This is a genomic window from Pseudomonas sp. GW821-FHT10C09, assembly GCF_059415465.1.
Map to the genome: position 1 here is coordinate 56408 of NZ_JBWKNG010000021.1, position 26039 is coordinate 82446.

Below are 26039 nucleotides of genomic sequence, written 5' to 3' on the forward strand. Positions count from 1 at the left end.
TCGATCTACCTGATAGATCGCGACACATCCTTTTGGGGCCGCTTCGCCGCCCAACGGGGGCAAGCCCCCTCGCCACAGTAGATATCAGCAGGCTGCTAGGTTAACGCCTCAAAGGTGAAACATTCGTCACCCCCGATTTGGCCTCCCGCCCGAAGCTGCTTATCATGTCGCGCCCAAATGATCCCAAGAGTTATTTATGCGCCGCCTGCTCACCGGCTGTTTCGTCACCCTGCTGCTGTTGCTCAACACCCTGGTCCTGATCGGGCCGCTGATGGTGTTTGCCCTGCTCAAACTGGTCCTGCCCGGTCGCTATCGCGACTACGCCTCATGGGCCGTGATGTGGATCGCCGAGACCTGGGCCGAGATCGACAAACTGATTTTCCGGCTGTGCATCCCGACCCGTTGGGACATCCGCGGCGGCGAAGGCTTGCGTGTCGACACGTCCTATCTGGTGATCAGCAACCATCAATCCTGGGTTGATATCCCGGCATTGATCCAGACCCTGAACCGGCGCACGCCGTTCTTCAAGTTCTTCCTCAAGAAGGAGCTGATCTGGGTGCCGTTCCTGGGGCTGGCGTGGTGGGCGCTGGATTACCCGTTCATGAAGCGCTACACCAAGGCGTACCTGGCCAAGCACCCGGAGTTGGCCGGCAAGGATCTGGAAATCACCAAAGCGGCGTGCGAGCTGTTCAAGCGTCAGCCGGTGACGGTGGTCAATTACCTGGAAGGCACACGCTACACCGCCGCGAAAAGTGCCCAGCAGCAATCACCCTTCACTCACCTGCTTCGGCCCAAAGCCGGTGGCGTGGCGTTTGTGCTGGCAGCGATGGGCGAACAGCTGGACGCCGTGCTCGATGTGACGGTGGTGTATCCGCAACAGGCGATTCCCGGGTTCTGGGACTTGATCAGCGGCAACGTGCCGAGGGTCATTATCGACATCAAGACCCGCGAGCTAGACCCGGCGCTGTGGCAAGGCGATTACGAAAACGATCCGCTGTTTCGCGAAAAAATCCAGAACTGGGTCAACCAGCTCTGGATCGAAAAAGACCAGCGCATCGACGCATTGCGCGGCGAGCGCCGTTGAATCAACTGCCGGTGCCGGCGCCCCAGATGCTGCCCAAGCTGTTCAGCAGTGGACCGCCAACGCCTTGCTTACCGAGGAAATCGAGCAGTACCGGGGCAAACTGACCGACCATGCCGCTGTCCATGCCCAAGGCACTGAACGCGGTGTTCAAGTCATTGGTGTCCTTGACGTTGCCCAGCGCGTTCTCAAGACCGGCCGACTTGCCGGAAGAGCCGAGCATACCCGCGAGGGCACCCAGCTCTCCGCCACCGGACAGCTTGTCCAGCCCCGGTACGCTCTTGGCCAGTTGCGAATAGTCGGTCGTGCTCAACTGATTTTTCGCCAGCCCCAACATCGCAGCGGTACCACCGACGGCTTGCTCCGGTTTGACGTTCAATTGCGAAGTCAGCGCGCCCAACAGGTTCGCCGTTTCCTGCGTCGGCGCGGCGGCGGTGGCCGCGTTGCCGCCCTGCATGCTCGACGCCGCTTTGGTCACGTCATCCAGGCTGAAGCCTGCGAAGACCGGGCTGGCGGCCAGTGACATCAGCGAAGCCAGTACAAAACCGCGTGAAATCTTCATCCAGACATCCTCTTATGCCATGAAAACCGCCCATCAATGGGCGGCGAAAAACTGTCCGTTGGACTGGAATCCCTGGGGATTGTTCCCAGCCCCTGTGGGAGCGAGCTTGCTCGCGATAGCGGCATGTCAGTCAACATCGATTTTGAATGTAACGCCCTCATCGCGAGCAAACTCGCTCCCACACAGGTCACGTGTGCCACACATATTTATTGGGTGCTGCATCCAGTCTACTCCGTGCCGCGTATATCAAGTACGGACAGACATTCCTGGCCGATTCTCCCCACAAGGACATCACCATGAAACGCACTTCGATCAAAACACCGTTGATTGCCAGCCTGCTGACCCTGGCCCTTGGCGGCGTATTTGCCTTGAACACCGTACAAGCAGCCGACATGAGCCACGACACCGTCATGGTCGGCGGGCAAAGCATGTTGCCCAGCAAAAACATCGTCGAGAACGCGGTGAACTCCGCCGACCACACCACGCTTGTCGCAGCAGTAAAAGCCGCCGGCCTGGTCGATACCCTGAAAGGTAAAGGGCCGTTTACCGTATTCGCCCCGGTCAACTCGGCCTTCACCGCCCTGCCTGCCGGTACGGTCGATACGCTGCTCAAACCTGAAAACAAAGCAGCATTGAGCAAACTCCTGACCTACCACGTGGTTGCCGGCACGCTCGACATGAAGACCCTGGCCGAGAAGATCAAGGCCGGTGGTGGCAAGACCGAGCTCACCACCGTTGCCGGCGGCAAGCTTTGGGCGACGATGAATGGCCCGCACAACATCACCATCAAGGATGAAAAAGGTGATGTCGCGGACATCACCACCTACGACGTGTACCAGTCCAACGGCGTGATTCAGGTCATCGACAAAGTGCTGATGCCGAAAAGCTGAGCCGTACCGCCGGCCCCGCGCATCGGGGTCGGCGGGCTTTTTCGAGGTGTCCGGCCGTGAATGGAACAACCGCGCGCAGTGAACTAACCTCTGGCTGCAACCGGTACCGCACACCGCCCACCGCTGCTCCCTCGATTGTCTGGAGAACCGCTATTTCCACCGCCGACATCGATCAGCTCAGGCAGCTGTTGGCCCAATGTTCACTGGGCGACCGCCGCGCTTTCGAGACGCTTTACCGCAGCGTCAGCCCACGCTTGCACGGTGTGGCCCTGCGCTTCATGGGTCGTCCTGATCTGGCGGAAGAAGTGCTGCAGGAAAGTTTTGTGCGCATCTGGAACAACGCCTCGCGGTATGAGGCGCACCTGTCGGCACCGCTGACGTGGATGATCAACATCACGCGAAACCAGGCCATCGACCAGTTGCGCAAACACCGCGACCGGCCACTGACCGATCTCGAAGAACAGTCGCTGGTGGATGAAAGCCCCTCGGCCCACGAACAATTGACCAGCGCCCGCGAGGCCAACGCCCTGAACCGTTGCCTGGAAACGCTCGAAGGCATGCAACGCCGGTCGATCACCGTGGCTTACTTTCAAGGCCTGTCCTGCTCGGAACTGGCCGAGCATCTGGCCGCGCCACTGGGCTCGGTGAAATCCTGGATCCGCAGGGGCATGGAACGCCTGCGCAGGTGCCTTGAATCATGAACTATCAAACCCCGTCCCTGCGTCGTGCGCTGGCGGCCGATTACACCATCGGCCTGATGTCCGCTGGCGCGCGTCGGCGTTTTGAGCAATTGCTGCTGGAGGACGCGGCGTTGCGTGCAGAACTGGCGCAGTGGCAGGAAAGCCTGGCCAGCCTGACTGAAGCAGTGCCCGAGCAACCGGTGCCTGAACGGGTGTGGCACGGGATTACCGCGAGAATAGAGCCGCAAGTGCTGCATGTGCCTGAGAAGCGTCCGTTCTGGAATTGGCTGCGGATTACGGCGGCGGCGTGTTCGCTGGTGATCGCCGTGACCTTGGGCGTGATCTACACCCGCGACACGGCGCGATACAGCGCTACGTTGCTGACGGCCAACGCACAACCGGCGCTGAAGGTTGAAGCGCATGAGGATTACCTGAACGTTGAACCGCTGACATTGGCGGCGGTGGATCCGGGTCGTAGCCTCGAACTGTGGGCGATTCCAGCGGATGGCAAACCGATTTCACTCGGTGTGATACCGGCGGGCGGCAAAGGCAAGGTTGAGTTGAGCGCCGCGCAAAAAACCTTGATCGGCAAGCCGATTGCACTGGCGGTGAGTCTTGAGCCAAAAGGTGGCTCGCCGACCGGGCAGCCGACCGGGCCGGTCCTGTATCAAGGCGCGTTGGCAGCCCTGTGATTCGCTTTTGTGGCGAGGGGGCTTGCCCCCGTCCGATGGCGCAGCCGTCGTAATCCAACCAATGCGTATCACCTGATACTCCACGCAGAATGGCTTAGGGGCTGCTTCGCAACCCAACGGGGGTAAGCCCCCTCGCCACAGCAAGCCCCCTCGCCACAGGGTTGTGTGTGAGGCCCAAAAAAAACGGCGACCCGAAGGTCGCCGTTTTGCGTTGCTTTAAGGCTTACGCCGCGCTGAACAGTTTGTGCGGATCGATCACAAACTTCTTCGGCACGCCCGCATCGAACTCGCCGTAACCACGTGGCGCGTCATCCAGGCTGATGACTTCCACGCCTACGATGTCGGCAATGTGAATGCGGTCCCACATGATCGCCTGCATCAGCTGGCGGTTGTACTTCATCACTGGCGTCTGGCCGGTGTGGAAGCTGTGGGATTTGGCCCAGCCCAGACCAAAGCGAATGCTCAGGCTGCCCATTTTCGCGGCGGCGTCCACAGCACCCGGGTCTTCAGTCACGTAGAGGCCCGGGATACCGATTTTACCGGCCACACGAACCACGCCCATCAGCGAGTTGAGCACGGTGGCCGGAGCCTCGTGTTTCACTCCGTCATGACCGTGGCCGCGTGCTTCGAAGCCTACGGCGTCGACGGCGCAATCCACTTCCGGTTCGCCCAGCAGTGCGGCGATTTGTTCGTGCAGCGGGGTGTCCAGGGACAGGTCGGCGATTTCGAAACCCTGGGCCTTGGCGTGCGCCAGGCGAACAGTGTTGACGTCACCGATGATCACCACCGCTGCGCCCAACAGGCGAGCAGACGCGGCAGCCGCCAGGCCAACCGGGCCAGCGCCGGCGATGTACACGGTGCTGCCTGGGCCAACGCCGGCCGTCACTGCGCCGTGGTAACCGGTTGGCAGGATGTCGGAGAGGCAGGTCAAGTCGCGGATTTTTTCCATCGCGCGATCGCGGTCCGGCAGTTTCAGCAGGTTGAAGTCAGCGTACGGCACCATCGCGTATTCAGCCTGGCCGCCAGTCCAGTCGCCCATGTCGACGTAACCGTAGGCACCGCCGGGACGGGCCGGGTTAACACTGAGGCAGACACCGGTGTGCATCTCTTTGCAGGAACGGCAGCGCCCGCAAGCGACGTTGAACGGTACGGACACCAGATCGCCGATTTGCAGGTTTTCGACGTCGCTGCCCTTTTCGATGACTTCGCCGGTGATCTCGTGGCCGAGCACCAGACCAGTCTGAGCGGTGGTACGGCCGCGCACCATGTGCTGGTCGGAACCACAGATGTTGGTGGAAACCACACGCAGGATGACAGCGTGGTTAATCTTCCTGCCGCGCGGGTCCTGCATTTTCGGATAGTCGATTTTCTGTATTTCGACTTTGCCATTGCCGAGATACACCACACCACGATTGCCAGACATGCTTTCACCTCGCTGTTGTTTTTATGTAGCGGTCGCGTCGCCATGGAACGGCGGTGCGTTGATTGCTCGGGTTATTGCCTGTGTGTCTTGTGTTGTCTGATTGGGCCTCATCGCGAGCAGGCTCGCTCCCACATTGGATCCGGGGCGTACACAAGGTCTGTGACCAACACAAAACCTGTGGGAGCGAGCCTGCTCGCGAAAGCGATCTAAAGAACGACGGTCCTGTTCGCGTTGAGGAAAACCCTGCGTTCAATGTGATACCCAACCGCCCGCGCCAACGTCAGCCCTTCGATATCCCGCCCCTTGGCGATCAGATCTTCCGGGTAATGACTGTGGTCCACCGCCTCGACGCCCTGGGCAATGATCGGCCCCTCGTCCAGGTCGTTGTTGATGTAATGCGCCGTCGCGCCGACCAGTTTCACGCCCTTGTTATAGGCCTGGTGATACGGTTTGGCGCCCTTGAAACCGGGCAGCAGGGAGTGATGGATGTTGATCGCCTTGCCGTCGAGTTTGCGGCACAGCTCTGGCGACAGGACTTGCATGTAGCGGGCAAGGATCACCAGTTCGGCGCCGGACTCTTCGATCACCTGCCAGACCTGACGCTCCTGGGACGGTTTGTCGTTCGGGTCCAGCGGGAAGTGGTAGTACGGAATCTGGTGCCAGTCGGCCAGCGGCTTGAGGTCCGGGTGGTTGGAGACCACGGCGGCCACGTCCATCGACAATTGGCCGATACGCTGGCGGTAGAGCAAGTCGTTGAGGCAGTGATCGGCCTTGGAGACCATGATCACCACTTTTGGCCGGTAGTTCGGCGCAGTCAGTTCGAAGACCATGCCGAAGTTGGCACCGCGCTCTTCGAGACCGGCGCGGAAGACCTGCTCGTCGAAGCCGTCGGGTTGACGGAACTCCACACGAATGAAGAAGCGGCCGGAGAGCCGGTCATCGAAAGAATGGTGCTCGGTGACGTAGCAGCCCTGCTCGAACAGAAAGCGGGTCACCGCGTCCACGGTGCCGAGGACGCTGGGGCAGTCGGCGGTCAGAATCCATGTGTCTGGGGCGCGGCTCATAGTGCGGTGACTCCTGTTGTTATGGGCAACCGCTGCGCGGTTGATCGCCAGCAAGCCGGCTCCTACAGTTTTCTGTCGTTCACAAATGCTGTGTAAGACACGGACCTGTAGGAGCCGGCTTGCTGGCGATAAAATCTCAGGCCTGGACGCTAAGGCCGTATTCAGCCGCCGCATCCTGCAACCACAACCACCAGTAATCCGAGAAGCTGCGGCGAATCAGCAGTTCCCAGGTGTCTTCAGCGGTATGGCGGATCACCAGTTGCGACTTGGCGAACACCGTGCCCACGGCCTTGCCCACCGGGAAGCTGTTGGGGTGCACGTCGTAGCTGGTGGATTTCATCAGCACCTGGCGCACGTTCGGGCCGCTCAGTTCGAGGATCTGCTGGCCACCGCTGACGTTGGTGATCGCGATGTGCAAGTCGCCCAGCGCTTCACGCAGTTTTTGCTCGGCGGCCAATTCTTCACCGGTCGGCACAATCAGCAGCCACTCATCCGGCCCCATCCATTGCAGGCTGGTTTCACCTTTGATGACGACGGTCAGCGCACCCGGCAATTCGATCCCGAGGGCCTTGTGTACGCCGGCGGCAAACGCAGCATCGTGGCCATCGCCACGAATGGTCAGGTGGCCGAGGAGTTTTTTCTCACGCACGATCACGCCGGCGTTTTTGCGGCCCTTGCCCGCCAGGCTGGCGAGGTCGGCATGGTGCAGCGACGACTCGGCCTTGGCCCCGGTGGTTGGGCGTTGTTGGTAAACATTGGCTGCGGTCATAAAGCACCTTTCCTGAATTCTGTTTGTTCTGGCCCTTGTGGTGGCTGTGCTGCCGCCTTCGCGAGCAAGCCCGCTCCCACATTCGACCGCGTTCCCCTGTGGGAGCGGGCTTGCTCGCGAATAGCCGCCCGCCCACAGGACCCGAGGTCATTAAATGTTCTGGCGATCACCCTTAGGATCGAAGAACACCGAAGAAACAATTTCCGCCTCGATCACGCTGCCATCCGCCAGCGGTGCGAACACACGCTCGCCGATGCGCTTCAACCCGCCTTTCACCACGCCCATCGCAAACGAATAACCCAGGGAGTTGTGCAGGTAGCTGGAGGTCACGTGGCCGACCATGGTCATCGGGATCGCTTGCTTGGTGTTGAACACCAGTTGCGCACCTTCCGGCAGCCATTTGGTCGGATCGATCGGCTTGAGGCCCACCAGTTGCTTGCGTTGATCACGCACGCAGTCTTCGCGGTTCATGCCACGCTGGCCGATCCACGAGAACGGTTTGGTGCGACCGACACACCAGCCCATGTTCAAGTCATCCGGAGTCATCGACCCGTCAGTGTCCTGCCCAACGATGATGAAACCCTTCTCGGCCCGCAGGATGTGCATCGTTTCTGTGCCATATGGAGTCAGGTTGTACTTCTTGCCGGCCTCGGCGATTTTCTCGAGCACGCCCATGGCGTAGTCGGCCTGCACGTTGACTTCGTACGACAGCTCACCGGTAAACGAAATCCGGAAAATCCGCGCTGGCACACCGCCGACCAGAGCTTCTTTCCAGGTCATGAACGGGAAGGCTTCGTTGCTCAGATCGGTGTCGGTCACTTCGCTGAGCAGCTTGCGGCTGTTCGGCCCGGACAGGGTCATGGTGGCCCAGTGATCCGTCACGGAGGTGAAGTACACCTTCAGCTCCGGCCATTCGGTCTGGTGGTAGATTTCCAGCCATTGCAGCACGCGTGCAGCGCCGCCGGTGGTGGTGGTCATCACGAAATGGTTGTCGGCGAGGCAAGCGGTGACACCGTCGTCGAAGACCATGCCGTCTTCTTTGCACATCAGGCCGTAGCGCGCCTTGCCCACGTCGAGCTTGGTCCAGGCGTTGGTGTAGATGCGGTTGAGGAACTCGCGGCAATCCGGGCCCTGGATATCAATCTTGCCCAGGGTCGACGCGTCCAGCAGGCCGACGCTGTCGCGCACGGCTTTGCATTCGCGTTTCACCGCGGCATGAATGTCTTCACCGCTTTTCGGGAAGTACCACGGACGTTTCCACTGACCGACATCCTCAAACTCGGCGCCGTTTTTCACGTGCCAGTGATGCAGTGCGGTGTGACGGACCGGCTCGAAAATGTGCCCACAGTGACGACCGGCCACGGCGCCGAACGTCACCGGCGTGTAGTTCGGGCGGAACATGGTGGTGCCCATCTGCGGGATGGTCACGTTCAGCGAACGGGCGGCAATGGCCAAGCCGTTGACGTTGCCGAGCTTGCCCTGGTCGGTACCGAAACCCAGTGCGGTGTAGCGTTTGACGTGCTCGACCGACTCGAAGCCTTCGCGGGTCGCCAGTTCGATGGCGGCGGCGGTGACGTCGTTTTGCAGGTCGACGAATTGCTTCGGTGCCCGTGCGGTAGCTTTTTCGTGGGGTACCTGGAACAGCGCGAGGGTTGGCTCCTCCAGACGGCTCAGGGCTTTTGGCAGTACGCCTTCGACCGTTTGGAACCCGGCTTCGGCAGCGGCGCGAGCGCCCCCTTCAAAACCATCGGCCAGGGAATCGCCGAGGCCATAGACGCCGTTGATGCCACCGACGCACACGCGTTTTTGCGGTGCTTCGCCCGGTACAAAACCGAGGATGTCTTCACGCCAGATCGGCTTGCCACCCAAGTGCGAAGCCAAGTGAACCACCGGGCTGTAACCGCCGGAACTGGCCACCAGATCGCAGTCGAGCCACTCGCCAGGGCTGGTCACGGCGTGTGCTTTGACATCAATCGCCGCCACACGAGCAGCAGTCACGTGCTTGCTGCCACGGGCCTCGATCACGGCGCTGCCGGTGAGGATGCGGATGCCTTTGGCGCGAGCTTCTTCAACCAAAGCGCCACGCGGATTGCTGCGGGCGTCGGCGATAGCCACCACTTGCAGGCTGGCGTCGAGCCAATCCAGAGCAACGCGGTAGGCGTGATCGTTGTTGGTCGACAGCACCAGTTTTTTGCCCGGTGCCACGCCGTAACGACGAACGTAAGTCGAGACTGCACCAGCCAGCATGTTGCCCGGCACGTCGTTGTTGCCGTAGACCAGCGGACGCTCGTGAGCACCGGTCGCCAGCACGACACGCTTGGCGCGAACCCGGTGGATGCGCTGACGCACCTGGCCAATCGGAGCACGGTCGCCGAGGTGATCGGTCAGGCGCTCGTGAATGGTCAGGAAGTTGTGGTCGTGGTAACCGTTGACCGTGGCGCGCGGCAACAGCAGCACGTCCGGGGTGTCTTTCAGTTCGGCGATGACGCTGGCGATCCATTCGGCAGCAGGCTTGCCGTCGAGGCTTTCGCGGGAGTCGAGCAGGCTGCCGCCGAACTCTTCCTGTTCATCGGCGAGGATCACACGGGCACCGCTGCGTGCAGCAGCCAGTGCAGCGGCCAGGCCAGCAGGGCCACCGCCGACGATCAGCACGTCGCAGTGCTGGTTCATGTAGTCGTAGGTGTCCGGATCATTCTCGGTCGGCGAACGGCCAAGACCGGCGGCCTTGCGAATGTACTTCTCGTAGGTCATCCAGAACGATTGCGGGTACATGAAGGTTTTGTAGTAGAAGCCCGGCGGCATCAGCTTGCCGCCGACCTTGCCGAGAATTCCCATCATGTCGTTGTTCACGCTTGGCCAGCCGTTGGTGCTGGTGGCGACCAGGCCTTGGTACAGCGCTTGTTGCGTGGCGCGTACGTTCGGAATCTGCGTGGCTTCGGTCGCACCGATCTGCAGCACGGCGTTCGGCTCTTCAGCGCCCGCAGCGAAGATGCCGCGCGGACGGGAATACTTGAAGCTGCGACCGATGATGTCGACGCCGTTGGCCAGCAGTGCAGCGGCCAGCGAGTCGCCTTCAAAGCCTTTGTAGCTCTGGCCGTTGAAAGTGAAGTTCAGCACTTTGTTGCGGTCGATCCGTCCACCGTTGGACAGGCGATTGATCTGGCTCATACCTTAGCTCCCAGAGCCTGCGCGGCCGCTTTCGGACTTTCAGTCTTGTCGGTGAACTGCGGCTTGGTGCCGATCTTGTAGGTCTCGAGAATCTCGTAGGTCACGGTGTCGCGGGTGACGTTGAAGTACTGACGGCAACCGGCAACGTGGTCCCACAACTCGTGGTGCAGGCCGCGAGGGTTATCGCGGAAGAACATGTAGTCGCCCCACTCCTCGTCGGTGCAGGTGGTCGGGTCCAGTGGGCGCGGGATATGCGCCTGGCCGGATGCGTGGAATTCCTCTTCGGAGCGCAGTTCGCCGCAGTGAGGACAGAAGATATGCAACATGGGGATTTCTCCTGTTAGTGGGCAACTGCAGCAGCGCCGTGTTCATCGATCAACGCACCGTTGTGGAAACGGTCGATGGAGAAAGGTGCAGCCAATGGGTGCATTTCACCCTTGGCCAGACTCGCGGCAAACACGTTGCCCGAGCCAGGTGTCGCCTTGAAGCCGCCGGTGCCCCAACCGCAGTTGAAGAACATGTTCGGCACGGGAGTCTTGGAGATGATCGGGCACGCATCCGGGGTGGTGTCGACGATGCCGCCCCACTGCCGGTTCATGCGTACGCGGGACAGTACCGGGAACATCTCGACGATGGCCTGGATGGTGTGCTCGATCACCGGGTACGAACCACGCTGGCCGTAGCCGTTGTAGCCGTCGATACCGGCGCCGATCACCAGGTCGCCCTTGTCGGACTGGCTGATGTAACCGTGTACGGCGTTGGACATGATCACGCTGTCGATAATCGGCTTGATCGGCTCGGACACCAGCGCTTGCAGCGGGTGCGATTCGATCGGCAGCCGGAAACCGGCGAGCTTGGCCATGTGCCCGGAGTTACCGGCAGTGACTACGCCGACGCGCTTGGCGCCGATGAAGCCCTTGTTGGTTTCAACACCGATGCACACACCGTTTTCCTTGCGGAAACCGATCACTTCGGTCTGTTGAATCAGGTCCACGCCCAGTGCGTCGGCGGCACGGGCAAAACCCCAGGCCACGGCATCGTGACGGGCCACGCCGCCACGGCGCTGGACGGTTGCGCCCATTACCGGGTAGCGAGTGTTTTTCGAGCAGTCGAGGTACGGAATCTCGTCAGCCACTTGTTTGGCATCGAGCAGTTCGCCATCGACGCCGTTGAGGCGGTTGGCGCTGACCCGACGCTCGGAATCACGAATGTCCTGCAGGGTGTGGCACAGGTTGTAAACGCCACGCTGGGAGAACATCACGTTGTAGTTCAGGTCCTGGGACAGGCCTTCCCACAGTTTCATCGCGTGTTCGTACAGGTGCGCCGACTCGTCCCACAGGTAGTTGGAGCGAACGATGGTGGTGTTGCGCGCGGTGTTACCGCCGCCCAGCCAGCCCTTTTCGACCACGGCCACGTTGGTGATGCCGTGTTCTTTGGCGAGGTAGTAGGCGGTCGCCAGACCATGCCCGCCGCCGCCGACGATGACCACGTCATAGACCTTTTTAGGGGTCGGCGTGCGCCACATTTTCTGCCAGTTTTCGTGATGGCTGAGGGAGTGTTTGAAGAGGCCGAAGCCCGAGTAGCGTTGCATAGTCATTTACTCCAAAACCGCGCTCAGCGATAAACCGGGAAGTCCGCGCACAGGGCCGAAACCTGCTCGGCGACATTGGCCTCGACATCGGCATCGCCGAGGTTGTCGAGGATGTCGCAGATCCAGCCGGCCAGCGTGACGCACTGGGTCACCTTGAAGCCGCGCGTGGTCACCGCCGGGGTGCCGATGCGCAGGCCGGAGGTTACGAACGGCGACTGTGGATCGTTCGGGACAGCGTTCTTGTTCACAGTGATGTGGGCGCGACCGAGTGCTGCGTCCGCGTCTTTGCCGGTGAGGCCCTGACGGATCAGGCTGACCAGGAACAGGTGGTTATCGGTGCCGCCGGACACTACATCGTAGCCGCGTTTGATAAACACGCCGGCCATGGCCTGGGCGTTGTCGATCACTTGTTGTTGGTAAACCTTGAAGCCAGGCTCCAGCGCTTCCTTGAAGCACACCGCTTTACCAGCGATCACGTGCATCAGCGGGCCGCCCTGGGCACCCGGGAAAACGGCGGCGTTGAGCTTCTTCTCGATTTCTTCGTTGGACTTGGCCAGGATCAGGCCGCCACGTGGACCGCGCAGGGTCTTGTGCGTGGTGGTGGTCACCACATCAGCGTACGGCAGCGGGTTCGGGTACAGGCCGGCAGCGACCAGACCGGCGACGTGCGCCATGTCGACGAACAGCAGGGCACCGACCTTGTCGGCGATCTGGCGGAAGCGTGGGAAGTCGAGGGTCTTGGAGTAAGCGGAGAAGCCGGCAACGATCATCTTCGGCTTGCACTCGACGGCCAGGCGCTCGACTTCGTCGTAGTCGATCAGCCCGGTCTTGGTGTCGATGCCGTACTGCACGGCGTTGTACAGCTTGCCCGAGGACGACACTTTGGCGCCGTGGGTCAGGTGACCACCGTGGGCCAGGCTCATGCCGAGGATGGTGTCGCCCGGCTGGATCAGGGCCAGGTAAACGGCGCTGTTGGCCGAAGAGCCGGAGTGTGGCTGGACGTTGGCGTAATCGGCACCGAACAATTGCTTGGCGCGTTCGATGGCCAGGGCTTCGACCTTGTCGACGTGCTCGCAGCCACCGTAGTAGCGCTTGCCCGGATAGCCTTCGGCGTATTTGTTGGTCAGGCCACTGCCTTGCGCTTCCATGACGCGTTTGCTGGTGTAGTTCTCTGACGCGATCAGCTCGATGTGATCTTCCTGGCGTTGCTCTTCGGCATTCATCGCCGCCAGCAGTGCATCGTCGTAACCCTGGATCTGGTCTTGCTTGCTGAACATCGCGTCTCTCCCAGCGGCATCTATGCGCCATTCGTCTCGGTAAGGCACTGGTGTTTCGACAGTGCCCTTTGATGCCGATGGTATGACCGGCGCAGACAGGCCAAATGCCTACGGACGCCACGCAAAGGTGCGTTTACGACATGAGCCGAAATGCCTGACCGGACACGGTCCCCGAACCACCAAGGATCCCTGTGGGAGCGAGCCTGCTCGCGAAGGCGGTGTGTCGGTAAACATCCATGCTGCTGACACACCGCCTTCGCGAGCAGGCTCGCTCCCACAAGGGTCAGGTGGCGATTTGGCGGACGAGTAACAGCAGGAAAAAATGCAGGGGATACAGGGCATACGCCCAACGCCGCATCGGCGGTGGATGAATGCCTTTGGCATGTCGCAAAAGCGCCATTCCCAACAATGGCGCAATCAGACAAGCGGCAATACCCGGAATCGCAGCACTGTTGCCCAGCTTCGCAGCATCAATCAGCACCCGCCACTCATTGGCCGCCAGACACACCAGCCCCGGTAGCAGCGCGAAATACCAGGGACGCCGGATCACCAGCAACATCGCCAGCGGCAACAACACCCCGAAGAAACCAAACATCAGTCGCTCCGGGAACACTGCTGCCAGCGTCAAAGCGGCAACCGCCAGCAGTCGCGATTGCAACGTCGGGTGCTGCCAGCCCCGCGCGACCAACAGCCCAAGCGCCAGCGTAGGCAACACGTTCAACGTCTCGGGATCAGGAATGTACAGCCTGTAAGGGATCTCGCTGATGGCACTGAACAGCAGTAACCAGCCCAGATACCGCCACTGATGTGTAACTTCCCGTGCACGGGAAACATTCACCGCCATCGCCAGACAGAACCACGGAAATGCCAGCCGCCCCGGCACATACAGCAGATCGACGGAATAACCGACATATCGCAGGTGATCGAGCACCATGCTCAACAGCGCCAGCCACTTGAGCAGATCCAGTGCCCCATCCCGTTGAGTCATGTGCATAATTGCCCGTCGTCTTTGTATTTTTCTGTCAGACGCATCGCGTGTGCTCCCCGGATGATCTTCGGTAAAGTGCGCACCATCATTGACCACGAGTCGCTTCACCATAAGCGTCTCGACCACGGAAAGCAGGGCCATGACCGATAAGAGCCAACAATTCGCCAGCGACAACTATTCCGGTATCTGCCCTGAAGCCTGGGCCGCCATGGAACAGGCCAACCACGGCCACCAGCGCGCATACGGCGACGATGAATGGACCGCTCGCGCGTCCGACGACTTCCGCAAACTGTTTGAAACCGACTGCGAAGTGTTCTTCGCCTTCAACGGCACCGCCGCCAACTCGCTGGCCCTGTCGTCGCTGTGCCAGAGTTACCACAGCGTGATCTGCTCGGAAACTGCCCACGTCGAAACCGACGAATGCGGCGCACCGGAATTCTTCTCCAACGGTTCAAAACTGCTGATCGCCCGCACTGAAAACGGCAAGCTGACCCCGGAATCGATCCGCGAAGTCGCTCTCAAGCGCCAGGATATTCACTACCCGAAACCGCGCGTCGTGACCCTGACCCAGGCCACCGAAGTCGGCAGCGTCTACACCCCGGAAGAAATCCGCGCCATCAGCGCCACCTGCAAAGAGCTGGGCCTGAACCTGCACATGGACGGCGCGCGGTTCTCCAATGCGTGTGCGTTCCTCGGTTGCTCCCCGGCAGACCTGACCTGGAAGGCCGGCGTAGACGTGTTGTGCTTCGGCGGCACGAAAAACGGCATGGCGGTGGGTGAGGCGATTCTGTTCTTCAACCACAAGCTGGCGGAAGACTTCGACTACCGCTGCAAACAGGCCGGGCAACTGGCCTCGAAAATGCGCTTCCTCTCGGCGCCCTGGGTCGGGATTCTGGAAAACGACGCCTGGCTCAAATATGCCCGCCACGCCAACCGCTGCGCGCAGTTGCTGGCCGAACTGGTGAGCGACATCCCGGGCGTGGAACTGATGTTCCCGGTACAGGCCAACGGCGTGTTCCTGCAACTCTCGGAACCGGCCATCGCCGCATTGACCGCCAAGGGCTGGCGCTTCTACACCTTCATCGGCAACGGCGGCGCACGCTTCATGTGCTCGTGGGACACCGAAGAAGAACGCGTACGCGAGCTGGCCGCCGACATCCGCGAAGTCATGGCCCGCTAAGCAGCAATCCAATCCCCTGTGGTGAGGGGGCTTGCCCCCGTTCGGCGGCGGAGCCGTCGTAAACCAGCCAATGCGGTCTGCCTGATAGACCGCATTCTCAGTATTTAGGGCCGCTACGCAGCCCAACGGGGGCAAGCCCCCTCGCCACAGTAAGCGCGCCTGACTGAAGACATCGTCTACATTGTCTGCGAGCGGTTTCAATCCGCTCTCATAACAATAATCAGGAGCGCACGCATGTCCTTGAAAGGCAAAACCCTGTTCATCACTGGCGCCAGCCGCGGGATCGGTCGGGAGATCGCGCTGCGCGCGGCGCGTGACGGGGCCAACATTGTGATTGCGGCCAAAAGCGCCGAGCCGCACCCGAAGTTGCCGGGCACGATTTTCAGCGTGGCGCAGGAAGTTGAGGCGGCGGGCGGCAAGGCACTGGCCTTGCAGGTGGATGTGCGTGACGAAGACGCGGTACGAAACGCGCTCGCCCAGGCTAACGAACATTTCGGCGGCATCGATGCGCTGATCAACAACGCCGGCGCAATCAAGCTGACCGGAGTTCAACACATCGAACTCAAGCGCTTCGACCTGATGCACCAGATCAACACCCGCGCCGTTTTGCTATGCAGCCAGGCTGCCCTGCCCTATCTGAAAAAAACCGGCGGGCACATTCTCAACCTGTCGCCGCCGCTCAATCTGGCCACCCAATGGTTCGCCCAGTACAGCCCCTACACCGTGACCAAATACGGCATGAGCATGCTGACGATTGGCATGAGCGAAGAATTCAAGAATTACGGCATCAGCGCCAATTCGCTATGGCCACAGACCATGATCGCCACCGCCGCCATTGAGTTTCAGCTTGGATCTCGGGAATCGTTCAAGCATGCGCGAACGCCCGAGATCATGGCCGATGCCGCCCACGTCATTCTGGACAGCAGCGGTCGCACCATCACCGGGCGATTGCTGATTGATGAGGAGATTCTGCGGGAGCATGGCGTGACCGAATTCGATCACTACCGCTTTGAGCCCGGCACCCATGACAAGCTGATGCCGGATCTGTTTGTGGACTGAAACACCAGCCCTTGTGGGAGCGAGCCTGCTCGCGAATACGGTGTGTCAGCAACATGGATGTTGACTGGCACGCCCTCTTCGCGAGCAGGCTCGCTCCCACAGGGGGTCGATGTCAAAACTCGATACGTACGTCGCCCTTCGGCACGCTGCAGCACGACAGGATGAACCCTTCGGCTTCGTCTTCCTCGGTGATCCCACCGTTGTGGTCCATCTCGACCTCGCCACCCAGCTTCATCACCTTGCACGTACCGCAAATCCCCATCCCGCACGCTTTCGGAATCAACAACCCAAGCTTGGCCGCAGCCGCGTGCACCGTTTCACCCGGCGCCACACGAATGCTTTTGCCGGACGCGGTGAATTCCACCTGATGCAGGTCCGCCACATCGACTTCCGGTGCATCCGCCGCTTGCTCGGCTTGCTCCACGGCGTCGGCGCGCGCTTCCGGTGGCGTCGCACCGAACGATTCCTCGTGGTAACGCGACATGTCGAAACCGGCGGTCTCGAGCATGCGTTTCACCGCGTTCATGTACGGCGTCGGGCCGCAGCAGAAGACTTCGCGTTCAAGGAAGTCGGGCGCCATCAATTCGAGCATCTTGTGGTTCAGGTAGCCGCGATAACCGGCCCACGGCTCACCCAGACCGTGCTTCTCGCAGATCAGGTGCAGGCTGAAGTTATCGATCCGCGACGCCATGTGTTCCAGTTCGCGGTGGTAAATGATGTCTTTGGGCGAGCGGGCGCTGTGGATAAACACCATGTCGACGTTGCCGTTGGTGTCGTAGAACCAGCGCGTCATGGACATGACCGGCGTGATGCCGACGCCGCCGCTGAGGTACAGCACCTTCGGCGCGGTGAAGTCCATGGCGTTGAACAGCCCGACCGGGCCGTGCACCGCCAGTTCCTGACCTTCATGCAGGGTGTCGTGCAGCCAGTTCGAGACCTTGCCGCCGGGCACGCGCTTGATCGTCACCGAGAAGCTGTAAGGCACCGAGGGCGAGCTGGAAATGGTGTAGGAGCGCATGATCGGCACGCCGTCGATTTCCAGCTCCAGGGTGACGAACTGCCCCGGCTTGAAAAAGAACAGGATCGGCTGGTCAGCCATAAAGCAGAAGGTGCGCACATCCCAGGTTTCCTGGATGACTTTGACGCAACGGACGATGTGTCGACCATTGGCCCAGGTCTGGGTCGTTACCGGATTCAGGAAGCTGTTGGACATGCTGTTCTCCACCGCCGATGCTCGGCCTTATGTTGGCGATTCTGCGTAACGTGCGAACCACCCATTTACCTATCTGCGACATTCACATACTTATCGCGACCAAGCCCCAACTACCGGGGGTTGCGCGTCGGGAACAGAGTGGGCCATGTCGCTCGTAGATAAGGTTCTGGCCAGCGCCGGCCCCACACTCGCTCCACACAACGACAGTTTCTTTACACCTTGCGTAGCAAACCTGATTAGCCACTTTCGCCGGCCACACAGAATGGCCTTGAGGATTAAATGATGGACGTCACCACTACCCTGAGCCTGGGCGATCCACTGGAACCCGCACGCAAGGCCACCGCACAGATGCTGCAAGAGCGCGAGCGTACGTTCTCGCTGCCGCAGCCGTTTTACTCTGACGAGCGGCTGTTTGATATCGACATGCAGGAAATCTTCCAGAAAGAGTGGTTGATCGCCGGCATGACCTGCGAGATCCCGACCAAGGGCAACTACCTGACCCTGCAAGTCGGCAAGAACCCGATCATCGTGATTCGCGGCGCTGACGGCGTGGTGCATGCTTTCCACAACGTCTGCCGCCACCGCGGTTCGCGTCTGTGCACCAGTGAAAAAGGCAAAGTCGCCAAGCTGGTCTGCCACTACCACCAGTGGACGTATGAGCTGGACGGCCGCCTACTGTTCGCCGGCACCGAAATGGGCGCCGACTTCGACATGAAGCAGTACGGCCTCAAACCGGTGAACGTGAAGACCGCCGGTGGTTACATCTTCATCAGCCTGTCGGAGAATCCGCCGGCCATTGATGACTTCCTGTCGACGTTGAGCCATTACATGGAACCGTACGACATGGAAAACACCAAGGTGGCGATCCAGACCAACCTGTACGAAAAAGCCAACTGGAAACTGGTGCTGGAAAACAACCGCGAGTGCTACCACTGCAACGCGTCGCACCCGGAGCTGTTGAAGTCCCTGCTGGAATGGGACGACGTCACCGACCCGCGCGCCGACCAGGCCTTCAAGGACCACGTCGCCGCCTCCGCCGCTGCCTGGGAAGCCGAGAAGATCCCTTACGCCCACGCCAGCTTCGGCCTGCGTAACCGCATCGTGCGCATGCCGCTGCTCAAAGGCACCGTGTCGATGACCATGGACGGCAAACAGGGCTGCGCCAAGCTCATGGGCCGCATCAAGAACCCGGACCTGGGCTCGATGCGCATCCTGCACTTGCCGCACTCGTGGAACCACTGCATGGGCGACCACATCATCGTCTTCACCGTGTGGCCGATCAGCGCTCAGGAAACCATGGTCACCACTAAGTGGATCGTGCACAAGGATGCGGTCGAAGGCGTGGATTACGACGTAGAACGCATGCGCAAAGTGTGGGATGAAACCAACAACCAGGACCGTCGACTGGCGGAAGAAAACCAGCGCGGCATCAACTCCACGGCGTACCAGCCTGGCCCGTACTCCAAGACGTATGAGTTTGGTGTGGTGAACTTTGTGGACTGGTACAGCGAGCGTCTGCTGAACAACCTCGGAGCCGAGCCTGCGCCTTACCTTAAAGGTGTTCCTGTTCAAGGCTAAGTCAGAAGCTTCGCGAGCAGGCTCGCTCCCACAGGGGATTTGTGAACGACACAAATCAAATGTGGGAGCCTGCTCGCGAAAGCGCCCTCTCTATCAGCACATCCATCCGTGATTCCCCTCTCCCGCTCATAACTGTACGAAATATGATCTATTCCGTTCAGAGCTATGCCCCGCGCACCTCCCAGCCTTCCACAAACAAGTTATCCACACCTCCACCCACAGCTATTGGGGACAAGTGTGGTTTTACGCAAAACTTTCTCCACAGAAACCGAAGAAAATCCGTGACTTATCCAGAAGCCCGGTTTTGAGCAGCCGCTGATTGTTTTTTGATCGAAAGCTTACAGGGCACGTTCGGCGTGGCTTGCAGAGGATGGCAAACACCTTATCCACAGAAGCGCCAACAGACTTTGGGGGCAACTTCTGCGGTTCTGTGGAAAACCGCCGGAAGCCTCGATAAATCGGGCATTGCGCGACGTTCAAGGGGCCAAACTTGTGATTTGATCGTTTTTCAACCAAAAGCCTGAACGACCCGGTTTACATGGCCTGTAGAGGTTAGCAAACATCTTATCCACAGAAGCGCCAACAGAGATTGGGGGCAAGTATTGAATAGCGGCAAACCTTATCCACCGCAAAAAGCGTGAAAAAACCGCAGGTTAGGCTGGTTGTTTTTTGTACGCAGGCTCGTAGCCCTTGATTTGTATGGGGTGCAGCGAGGGGCGAACACGTTATCCACAGAAGCACTAACAGGCTTTGTGGGTAAATCAGATTTTATTCAGGCACGAGCGACCCGATAGCGTGTCCAGGTTCAATTCATAATCATTGAATACCCGCCATCCGAGCAAAATCGAAGGCACGTACTGCCCGGCCACCAACGACGGAGGGATGGTGAAGCCTGGATAGTATTTGTAGGTGATTGCCCGGATGTCGCCAGACAAATCCAGCTCGCCCTTGAAGGTCTGGTGGCGCGAGTTTTCGGCGACGTGTACAGGCAAGTCACCGGGCGACGCCGACGTCAGGTAATCCACATTACCGGTGTCCAGAATCGCCAACGTCGCCCGACGATCCAGCCGCGCGGCGACGGTCAGTCGTTGATTGATGTCCGCACGCGAATAGCTAACCGGCGAATCGCACCGCGCGGGAGGTTCCGCGTTGAGTTCCAGAGTCTTTTTCGTGAGCTTCAAACGCCCCAACTTGCCGACCAGATCCAGGCCCAACAAGTTATCCCGGTCGCTGACAAACACCAGGACGTTCCTGAACTCGTTCCCGCCGACCTTCAACAATTGAAGGACCCCGAGTTTGGCCGACAGGTCATGCTCCCCATAAAACGTGCTGTAGCCGTAATGGGAGTCGGTTAACAGCGTGATGCCCATGCGTTTCGCGGTTTCGGCGTTGACCCGGGTTTGCGGTGCGCCGGTATCGACAATAAAGCGCGAGGAGACGCCGTTGGCCGCTTTGACGTCGATGTACGGCAGCACTTCGTCCGTGACATAGCCTTCACTGGGGCGTGGATAAACCGTTAGCACTTCATGGCGTTTGGTGCTGGACACCGAAAAATCGCCGGTCGCGCGCAGAGTCGCAATCGATTGACGGCCAAACATGGAAAACAGCACGTTGAGTTCGGGGTCAATCGCGATGGCCCGGGCATGGCGGCGCTTGATTGCCAGATAGTAATCTGGCAATTGATTGGCGGCTTTGGCCTCGAACATTCGGGCGAACACGGACACTGAACAGTTGAGGTTGTTCGTGGCGTCCACCACCTTGTCGCACTGCTGGCGCAGTTGGGCCAAGGAGGCTGTTTGCCCTTGGTCCGACTCTAACCACTGATAAAAATCCTGATCGGATTCAGTACTGGCAGCCGCCATCAACCCGGCAGGCACGCACATTACCCCGCAGAGCAACCAGGCCGCACGCCAACGCAACGCCTTCATGTTCAACCCACGCCTATAAACGGGTTTTATGACTCAGCGCTGAACGTCTGAAAGCTCCGTGAACCGTGCTGCACCCTTAACCAGCGCACAGCAAAACTGTAGTTCACCGAGTGGTATGGCGGGAGGCAGCCCTACGGCCGGTACATCAGATAGGCTTCACCCGTGACCCCAATCATCGGGTGGGGGGTGATCTGGCAGGTGTCGACGATACGGAAGCCGTGCCGCTCATAAAACCGCCGGGCACCAGTGTTGGCGGCGTAGTCGATCAGGCTCAGGCCATTGAGCCCCAACTGATTGGCTCGATCGTAGGCGAAAGCGAGGAACTGCTTGCCCAGGCCCTGATTTCGCCACCCCTCATGCAGCGCCAGGCTGGAAATGTAGAGGGTGTCGGGGATTTCCATTGTGGCGTACGGCGCCAGCACCGGGTCGGTGACGGGCGCCGCCATCGGGTCATGACGCATCACGTAGCTGTGCATCATGCCGATGACTTCCCCGTTTGCCTCGGCGATCAGGCAATTCTGCCAGGAGAAGTCCACACCGTCGCGGGCATAGCGCAGGGCGCCAACGTCCAACAGGTCCTGGCCGGGCTCGGCTATCTGGCTCCAGATGTAATCCGCAGCGCCCTCTGATGAAATCTGGAACAAGCGAGCAATCTCCCGCGCATCCGCGCGCAGGGCCGAACGAAATTCAACGGTCATTATTTCCCCATAAATGTCGGTAACACGAACATCCTGTGGGAGCGAGCCTGCTCGCGAAAGCGCTGTATCAGTCGCCGGAGATGTTGACTGACCCACCGCTTTCGCGAGCAGGCTCGCTCCCACATTAGATTTGTGTTGATACCTGTTAGCGGACCACGCCTTCTTCGATCAGTAACTTGAGAATGGCCTCGGCACCCGCTTGCGCCGTGACGCCTTTGAGCACCTGCCCGCCGCCGCCACTGGCCTTGGCTGTGGCCGCTTTCATCCGGTCTGCGCCGCTCTTGGCCTTGATCACCTTGAGGCGTTTAGGCCGAGGTTTGGCCGGTTGCAACGCGGCGACCGCCAGCAGTTCATCGTCGATCACTTCGACTTCATCGGCTTGCAGTACACCGCGTCGAGCCGGGCCGTAGGCGCTTTGCCGAGGCTTCGGCGCAGCGTTATCCACCGTCGCGAGAAACGGCAGGCGTACTTTCAAGCGACGTCGCTGGCCACGCGGCAAGGCTTGAAGCACCAGCGCCGAATGGCCGTCGATGGATTCCACCTGCGCCAACCCGACGACCAGCGGCCAGCCGAGGCTTTCCGCCAGCAGGAACGGCAACATGCCCGAGCCTTCGCCGGTTTCTGCCTGACTGCCGGTCAATACGACTTGCGCCCCCGCATCGCGCAAATAAGCGGTCAACGCCGGCAAGGCATCCGCGCCTGATGGCTGTTCCAGCACATGCAACTGTTCCAGCCCCATCCCCAGATAAGCGCGCAGCGCCGGTTCCGCGACGTCGCCGGCATGCAGCACTTGCAGGTTATCCCCAGCCAGTTGCAGGCCCAGTTCCACTGCTCGCGCATCCTGCTCCGCGCGACGTGGCCGGCCGGAGGTCGGGTGGGCGCCGATGGACACCAGGCTGATGATTTTCGTGCTCATAACCCTTTCCTTCCCTTAAGCCGCATCGCGCTTGGCGTCGTTGCGGTAAGCCGCTACCGCGTCGATCAAGGCTTGAAGAATCTCGGCACTCTCGCCGATCACCGACAGGTCGGCCCGTTTGATCATGTCGCAGCCAGGGTCGAGGTTGATCGCCACCACCTTGTCGCAGGCACCGATGCCTTGCAGGTGCTGGATCGCCCCGGAAATCCCCACCGCCACATAAACCCGTGCTGTGACCCAGGTGCCGGACGCGCCGACCTGACGGTCGCGCGCCATGAACCCATCGTCCACCGCCACTCGGGACGCGCCTTCGGTGGCGCCCAGTGCTTCGGCGGTCCTGTGGAAAAGCCCCCAGTCCTTGACCCCGTTGCCGCCGGAGAAGATGAACTCCGCTTCGGCCATCGGAATCGCCGCCGGGTCCACCGCCACCGCGCCCAAATCTTCGATGCGCGACAGGCTGCGAACCACGGCTGTGGATAACTCCACCGGCAGTGCTTCGTGACGGGTTTCGCTGACCGGTTCGGCGCATTCGGCAGCGGCCAGAATCAAGCGTGCAACCGGGCGCGCAAGGTCTTGCAAACCCGCTCCGGCGCGGCCGATGCATTCCTGGTCCTTGACCTGCCAGACCCGCGTGGCCGGGCGTTCGCCCAGTGCAGCGGCAAAGCGCCGACCGAGTTCACCGCCACCGCTGCGACTGTCCGGCAGCAACCAATGACGCGGGCTGAACTGGTTATCCACAGCCCGCAGGCCCTGGACCCGTTGCTCCGGTGCATAACCGTTGAATTCTTCGCCTTCCAGCACCAGCAAGCGATCAACACCCGCCGTCGCGAAGGCGTTTTCCTTGTGTTCGCCAAAGACCACGGCCAACACCGCGCCATCCTGGCCGGCCAACTGATGGGCCAGCCCGAGCAAGTCGCGGTCGTGGCTGCTCAAGCGGCCGCCGACCATGTCCGGCACCACGCTGATGTAGAACGCAGGTGCCGACACTTGATGCAGCGGCAATTGCACTTCAACGGCTGCCGTACGTTTGGTCGCCCCGCCCTGCTGAGCGCCGCTGCGGTCAATGCGCTTGATGCCGTTGGGGCCGATAAAACCGATGCCGTGCAGATTCTTGCGGATGACGCCGTTGGGGCCCATCCAGCTGTGTTGCGCCGGTTGCATGGCCGCGTGCAGCGGGTGCAAGCGGTTACGGGCAATCCATTCGGCGCGGGGGTCGCGGCGGATAATGTCGCTCATCAGTGGGCCTCCGCAGGTTCACGCTGGGCTGGCGTGGTGGGTTTGCTCGGCGCTGCGTCTTCGAGCAACGCGTCGGCCACCAGTTCGGCGATGTCCTTGATCATCGGACGCGGTTCGACCACGCCCTCCAGCATCGCGGTGCATTGTGGACAACCCACGGCCACCAGTTCGGCGCCGGTTTCGCGGATGTCTTCCATGCGCATGTCAGGAATCCGTTGTTTGCCCGGAATGTCGGTGATCGGCGCGCCGCCACCGCCGCCGCAGCAGCGCGAACGGAAACCGGAGCGTTGCATTTCTTTCACTTCAATCCCGAGGGCGCGCAGCACTTCACGCGGCGCCTCGTATTCGCCGTTGTAACGGCCGAGGTAGCACGGATCGTGATAAGTCACGCTGCTGCCTTTGTGCTGGCCGAGGTTCAGGGCGCCAGCGCCGATGATTTCCGCCATGTAGGTGCTGTGGTGCTGCACGAGGTAGTTGCCGTCGAAGGCGCCGTACTCGTTTTTCAGCACGTGGAAGCTGTGCGGGTCGCAGGTAACGATGCGGTTGAAGCTGTACTTGGCCAGGGTCTGGATGTTGCGTTTGGCCAACAGCTGGAACGTCGCTTCATCGCCCAGGCGTCGGGCCACGTCACCGCTGTCGCGTTCTTCGAGGCCGAGCACCGCGAAGTCGACCTTGGCCGCTTTCAGCACTTTGACGAAGGCGCGCAAGGTGCGCTGGTTGCGCATGTCGAACGCACCGTCGCCGACCCAGAACAGCACGTCGACCGATTTCTTCTCACTCATCAGCGTGAGGTTCAAGTCCGCCGCCCAGTTCATCCGCCCGCCCGGCGCGAAACCGCCGGGGTTGTCGGTGGCGATCAGGTTTTCCAGGACTTCGGCGCCCTTGTTCGGGGTCGCGCCTTTTTCCAGGGTCAGATGGCGCCGCATGTCGACGATGGCATCGACGTGCTCGATCATCATCGGGCACTCCTCGACGCAGGCGCGGCAAGTGGTGCAGGACCACAGGGTTTCGGCGTCCACCAGACCGTTGACGATCGGTTGATGCGGATTGCCGGCGTGTTCGCCGATGGCTTTGCCTGGATACGGGCTGCCGGCGAATTTCGCATCGGTGCCACCGGCCAGGCCGACGACCATGTCTTGAATCAGCTTTTTCGGGTTCAGCGGCTGGCCGGCGGCGTAGGCCGGGCACGCGGCTTCACACTTACCGCACTGCACGCAGGCGTCGAAACCGAGCAGTTGGTTCCAGGTGAAATCCTTGGGTTTTTCCACGCCCAGCGGCGCTGTCGGGTCGTGCAGGTCCAACGGTTTCAAACCGGTGGAACGACCGCCATTAAAACGTTCGGCGCGACGGTGCCAGGCCAGGTGCAGCGCACCGGCGAAGGCGTGCTTCATCGGCCCGCCCCAGGTCATGCCGAAGAACAGTTCACTGACGCCCCACAGCACACCGACGCCGAGGATCGCCGCCACCAGCCAACCACCGAAGTTTTCCGGAAGGATGCCGGCGACCGGCAGGGTCAACAGGAAGAACGATGCCGAGAACGCCAACAGGCTTTTCGGCAGGCGCATCCACGGGCCTTTGGACAGGCGCGCCGGCGGGTTGCGTCGACGCAGGTAAACGAAGATCGCACCGACGAACATCACGGCCGTCATTAACAGCAGTGCATAACCGAGGATGCGGTTATGCAGGCCGAAACCGTGCACCAGAATCGCCAGCACGATGGACGCCACTGCACCACCGGCCGTGGCGACGTGGGTGTTGGCGATGTATTTGTCCCGTGCGACGACATGGTGCAAGTCGACCATGTAACGCTTGGGCATGGCGAACAGGCCGCCGATCAGGTCGACTTTCGAAGCCCGGCCCCGGCGCCACATGGCCACCCGCCGCAACGCGCCCAGGACGGCAAGGCCCAAGGCAGCGAACAACAGGATTGGAAGAAGGGTGTTCAACATGGTGGAGCTCCCAAAGACCGCAGGGTCTTGCAGGCCAAACTACCTGGATGCCTTGCCCGACTCCTGTGGGAGCGAGCCTGCTCGCGAAAGCGGTGGG

Annotated in this window: 22 protein-coding genes; 7 read left to right on the top strand and 15 right to left on the bottom strand. The window is 60.8% G+C overall.

The window, feature by feature from the left end; all coding sequences use genetic code 11:
- The first annotated feature begins 196 nt into the window (after positions 1-196).
- Positions 197-1084 carry a 1-acylglycerol-3-phosphate O-acyltransferase, YihG family gene (gene yihG, locus AC07N8_RS21535; RefSeq protein ID WP_493145812.1) on the top strand — a complete coding sequence of 296 codons (888 nt, stop codon included), beginning with the start codon at positions 197-199 and terminating at the stop codon, positions 1082-1084.
- Position 1085: 1 nt separating this feature from the next.
- Here yihG and AC07N8_RS21540 read toward each other — a convergent pair whose 3' ends face one another.
- On the bottom strand, positions 1086-1643 hold the full coding sequence (locus AC07N8_RS21540; RefSeq protein WP_493145811.1) for a DUF2780 domain-containing protein: 558 nt from the start codon (positions 1641-1643) through the stop codon (positions 1086-1088).
- A 296-nt stretch (positions 1644-1939) separates the two neighbouring features.
- Between AC07N8_RS21540 and AC07N8_RS21545 the strand changes: the two genes are divergently transcribed.
- From AC07N8_RS21545 to AC07N8_RS21555, 3 genes are read left to right on the top strand one after another with little or no spacing between them, the layout of a single operon-like run.
- Complete coding sequence (locus AC07N8_RS21545; RefSeq protein ID WP_483843142.1) at positions 1940-2533, top strand: fasciclin domain-containing protein; 594 nt, start codon at positions 1940-1942, stop codon at positions 2531-2533.
- 56 nt (positions 2534-2589) lie between these two features.
- Complete coding sequence (locus AC07N8_RS21550) at positions 2590-3234, top strand: sigma-70 family RNA polymerase sigma factor (RefSeq protein WP_483843143.1); 645 nt, start codon at positions 2590-2592, stop codon at positions 3232-3234.
- Positions 3231-3905 (top strand): anti-sigma factor, encoded by a 675-nt coding sequence (locus AC07N8_RS21555; RefSeq protein ID WP_483843144.1) that lies wholly within the window; start codon positions 3231-3233, stop codon positions 3903-3905. The genes AC07N8_RS21550 and AC07N8_RS21555 overlap by 4 nt, the downstream gene beginning before the upstream one ends.
- A gap of 223 nt (positions 3906-4128) precedes the next feature.
- Here AC07N8_RS21555 and fdhA read toward each other — a convergent pair whose 3' ends face one another.
- The 8 genes from fdhA to AC07N8_RS21595 all read right to left on the bottom strand — a co-directional run bounded on the left by fdhA (position 4129) and on the right by AC07N8_RS21595 (position 14191).
- Positions 4129-5328 carry a formaldehyde dehydrogenase, glutathione-independent gene (fdhA, locus tag AC07N8_RS21560; protein WP_007947729.1) on the bottom strand — a complete coding sequence of 400 codons (1200 nt, stop codon included), beginning with the start codon at positions 5326-5328 and terminating at the stop codon, positions 4129-4131.
- Positions 5329-5534: 206 nt separating this feature from the next.
- Positions 5535-6392, bottom strand: coding sequence for a formyltetrahydrofolate deformylase (gene purU, locus AC07N8_RS21565; RefSeq protein WP_483843145.1), 858 nt, complete (start codon positions 6390-6392; stop codon positions 5535-5537).
- A 136-nt stretch (positions 6393-6528) separates the two neighbouring features.
- Positions 6529-7161: a sarcosine oxidase subunit gamma gene (locus tag AC07N8_RS21570; RefSeq protein ID WP_493145810.1), complete on the bottom strand. Its 633-nt coding sequence runs from the start codon at positions 7159-7161 to the stop codon at positions 6529-6531.
- A 150-nt stretch (positions 7162-7311) separates the two neighbouring features.
- Entirely contained in the window at positions 7312-10329 is a 3018-nt protein-coding gene (locus AC07N8_RS21575; RefSeq protein ID WP_493145809.1) for a sarcosine oxidase subunit alpha, read from the bottom strand.
- Positions 10326-10655, bottom strand: a complete 330-nt coding sequence (locus AC07N8_RS21580; RefSeq protein ID WP_007947734.1) for a sarcosine oxidase subunit delta — start codon at positions 10653-10655, stop codon at positions 10326-10328. The genes AC07N8_RS21575 and AC07N8_RS21580 overlap by 4 nt, the downstream gene beginning before the upstream one ends.
- A gap of 14 nt (positions 10656-10669) precedes the next feature.
- Complete coding sequence (locus AC07N8_RS21585) at positions 10670-11920, bottom strand: sarcosine oxidase subunit beta (protein WP_007947735.1); 1251 nt, start codon at positions 11918-11920, stop codon at positions 10670-10672.
- Between the two features lie 23 nt (positions 11921-11943).
- Entirely contained in the window at positions 11944-13197 is a 1254-nt protein-coding gene (gene glyA / locus AC07N8_RS21590) for a serine hydroxymethyltransferase (protein WP_483843148.1), read from the bottom strand.
- Positions 13198-13480: 283 nt separating this feature from the next.
- Positions 13481-14191 (bottom strand): TraX family protein, encoded by a 711-nt coding sequence (locus tag AC07N8_RS21595; RefSeq protein ID WP_483843149.1) that lies wholly within the window; start codon positions 14189-14191, stop codon positions 13481-13483.
- 133 nt (positions 14192-14324) lie between these two features.
- On the opposite strand from AC07N8_RS21595, the gene AC07N8_RS21600 reads away from it, so the two are divergent.
- Positions 14325-15365, top strand: a complete 1041-nt coding sequence (locus AC07N8_RS21600) for a threonine aldolase family protein (protein WP_483843150.1) — start codon at positions 14325-14327, stop codon at positions 15363-15365.
- 234 nt (positions 15366-15599) lie between these two features.
- The gene (locus AC07N8_RS21605; protein WP_483843151.1) at positions 15600-16424 is read left to right on the top strand and encodes an SDR family oxidoreductase; all 825 of its coding nucleotides are present in this window, start codon (positions 15600-15602) and stop codon (positions 16422-16424) included.
- Positions 16425-16536: 112 nt separating this feature from the next.
- Here AC07N8_RS21605 and gbcB read toward each other — a convergent pair whose 3' ends face one another.
- Entirely contained in the window at positions 16537-17637 is a 1101-nt protein-coding gene (gene gbcB / locus AC07N8_RS21610) for a glycine betaine monooxygenase reductase subunit (protein ID WP_123434641.1), read from the bottom strand.
- 282 nt (positions 17638-17919) lie between these two features.
- Here gbcB and gbca point away from each other — a divergent pair, with 282 nt between their 5' ends.
- Positions 17920-19215, top strand: a complete 1296-nt coding sequence (gbca, locus tag AC07N8_RS21615; RefSeq protein WP_493145808.1) for a glycine betaine monooxygenase oxygenase subunit — start codon at positions 17920-17922, stop codon at positions 19213-19215.
- A gap of 761 nt (positions 19216-19976) precedes the next feature.
- Here the strand turns inward: gbca and AC07N8_RS21620 are convergent.
- From AC07N8_RS21620 to dgcB, 5 genes are all read right to left on the bottom strand, one after another.
- Positions 19977-21143 (bottom strand): retropepsin-like aspartic protease, encoded by a 1167-nt coding sequence (locus AC07N8_RS21620; protein WP_493145807.1) that lies wholly within the window; start codon positions 21141-21143, stop codon positions 19977-19979.
- A gap of 131 nt (positions 21144-21274) precedes the next feature.
- The gene (locus AC07N8_RS21625; protein WP_483843154.1) at positions 21275-21841 is read right to left on the bottom strand and encodes a GNAT family N-acetyltransferase; all 567 of its coding nucleotides are present in this window, start codon (positions 21839-21841) and stop codon (positions 21275-21277) included.
- A gap of 145 nt (positions 21842-21986) precedes the next feature.
- Positions 21987-22757: an electron transfer flavoprotein subunit beta gene (etfB, locus tag AC07N8_RS21630; RefSeq protein ID WP_483843155.1), complete on the bottom strand. Its 771-nt coding sequence runs from the start codon at positions 22755-22757 to the stop codon at positions 21987-21989.
- 15 nt (positions 22758-22772) lie between these two features.
- On the bottom strand, positions 22773-23993 hold the full coding sequence (gene etfA, locus AC07N8_RS21635; RefSeq protein WP_493145806.1) for an electron transfer flavoprotein subunit alpha: 1221 nt from the start codon (positions 23991-23993) through the stop codon (positions 22773-22775).
- Positions 23993-25942 carry a dimethylglycine demethylation protein DgcB gene (gene dgcB, locus AC07N8_RS21640; RefSeq protein ID WP_493145805.1) on the bottom strand — a complete coding sequence of 650 codons (1950 nt, stop codon included), beginning with the start codon at positions 25940-25942 and terminating at the stop codon, positions 23993-23995. Before dgcB ends, etfA begins: the two co-directional genes overlap by 1 nt.
- Positions 25943-26039: the final 97 nt, after the last annotated feature.

Excerpts from the sequence above, each read along its gene's own strand:
- yihG (WP_493145812.1), top strand. The coding sequence starts at position 197 with ATGCGCCGCCTGCTCACCGGCTGTTTCGTCACCCTGCTGCTGTTGCTC.
- AC07N8_RS21540 (WP_493145811.1), bottom strand. The coding sequence starts at position 1,643 with ATGAAGATTTCACGCGGTTTTGTACTGGCTTCGCTGATGTCACTGGCC.
- AC07N8_RS21545 (WP_483843142.1), top strand. The coding sequence starts at position 1,940 with ATGAAACGCACTTCGATCAAAACACCGTTGATTGCCAGCCTGCTGACC.
- AC07N8_RS21555 (WP_483843144.1), top strand. The coding sequence starts at position 3,231 with ATGAACTATCAAACCCCGTCCCTGCGTCGTGCGCTGGCGGCCGATTAC.
- fdhA (WP_007947729.1), bottom strand. The coding sequence starts at position 5,328 with ATGTCTGGCAATCGTGGTGTGGTGTATCTCGGCAATGGCAAAGTCGAA.
- purU (WP_483843145.1), bottom strand. The coding sequence starts at position 6,392 with ATGAGCCGCGCCCCAGACACATGGATTCTGACCGCCGACTGCCCCAGC.
- AC07N8_RS21570 (WP_493145810.1), bottom strand. The coding sequence starts at position 7,161 with ATGACCGCAGCCAATGTTTACCAACAACGCCCAACCACCGGGGCCAAG.
- AC07N8_RS21575 (WP_493145809.1), bottom strand. The coding sequence starts at position 10,329 with ATGAGCCAGATCAATCGCCTGTCCAACGGTGGACGGATCGACCGCAAC.
- AC07N8_RS21580 (WP_007947734.1), bottom strand. The coding sequence starts at position 10,655 with ATGTTGCATATCTTCTGTCCTCACTGCGGCGAACTGCGCTCCGAAGAG.
- AC07N8_RS21585 (WP_007947735.1), bottom strand. The coding sequence starts at position 11,920 with ATGCAACGCTACTCGGGCTTCGGCCTCTTCAAACACTCCCTCAGCCAT.
- glyA (WP_483843148.1), bottom strand. The coding sequence starts at position 13,197 with ATGTTCAGCAAGCAAGACCAGATCCAGGGTTACGACGATGCACTGCTG.
- AC07N8_RS21595 (WP_483843149.1), bottom strand. The coding sequence starts at position 14,191 with ATGCACATGACTCAACGGGATGGGGCACTGGATCTGCTCAAGTGGCTG.
- AC07N8_RS21600 (WP_483843150.1), top strand. The coding sequence starts at position 14,325 with ATGACCGATAAGAGCCAACAATTCGCCAGCGACAACTATTCCGGTATC.
- AC07N8_RS21605 (WP_483843151.1), top strand. The coding sequence starts at position 15,600 with ATGTCCTTGAAAGGCAAAACCCTGTTCATCACTGGCGCCAGCCGCGGG.
- gbcB (WP_123434641.1), bottom strand. The coding sequence starts at position 17,637 with ATGTCCAACAGCTTCCTGAATCCGGTAACGACCCAGACCTGGGCCAAT.
- gbca (WP_493145808.1), top strand. The coding sequence starts at position 17,920 with ATGGACGTCACCACTACCCTGAGCCTGGGCGATCCACTGGAACCCGCA.
- AC07N8_RS21620 (WP_493145807.1), bottom strand. The coding sequence starts at position 21,143 with ATGAAGGCGTTGCGTTGGCGTGCGGCCTGGTTGCTCTGCGGGGTAATG.
- AC07N8_RS21625 (WP_483843154.1), bottom strand. The coding sequence starts at position 21,841 with ATGACCGTTGAATTTCGTTCGGCCCTGCGCGCGGATGCGCGGGAGATT.
- etfB (WP_483843155.1), bottom strand. The coding sequence starts at position 22,757 with ATGAGCACGAAAATCATCAGCCTGGTGTCCATCGGCGCCCACCCGACC.
- etfA (WP_493145806.1), bottom strand. The coding sequence starts at position 23,993 with ATGAGCGACATTATCCGCCGCGACCCCCGCGCCGAATGGATTGCCCGT.
- dgcB (WP_493145805.1), bottom strand. The coding sequence starts at position 25,942 with ATGTTGAACACCCTTCTTCCAATCCTGTTGTTCGCTGCCTTGGGCCTT.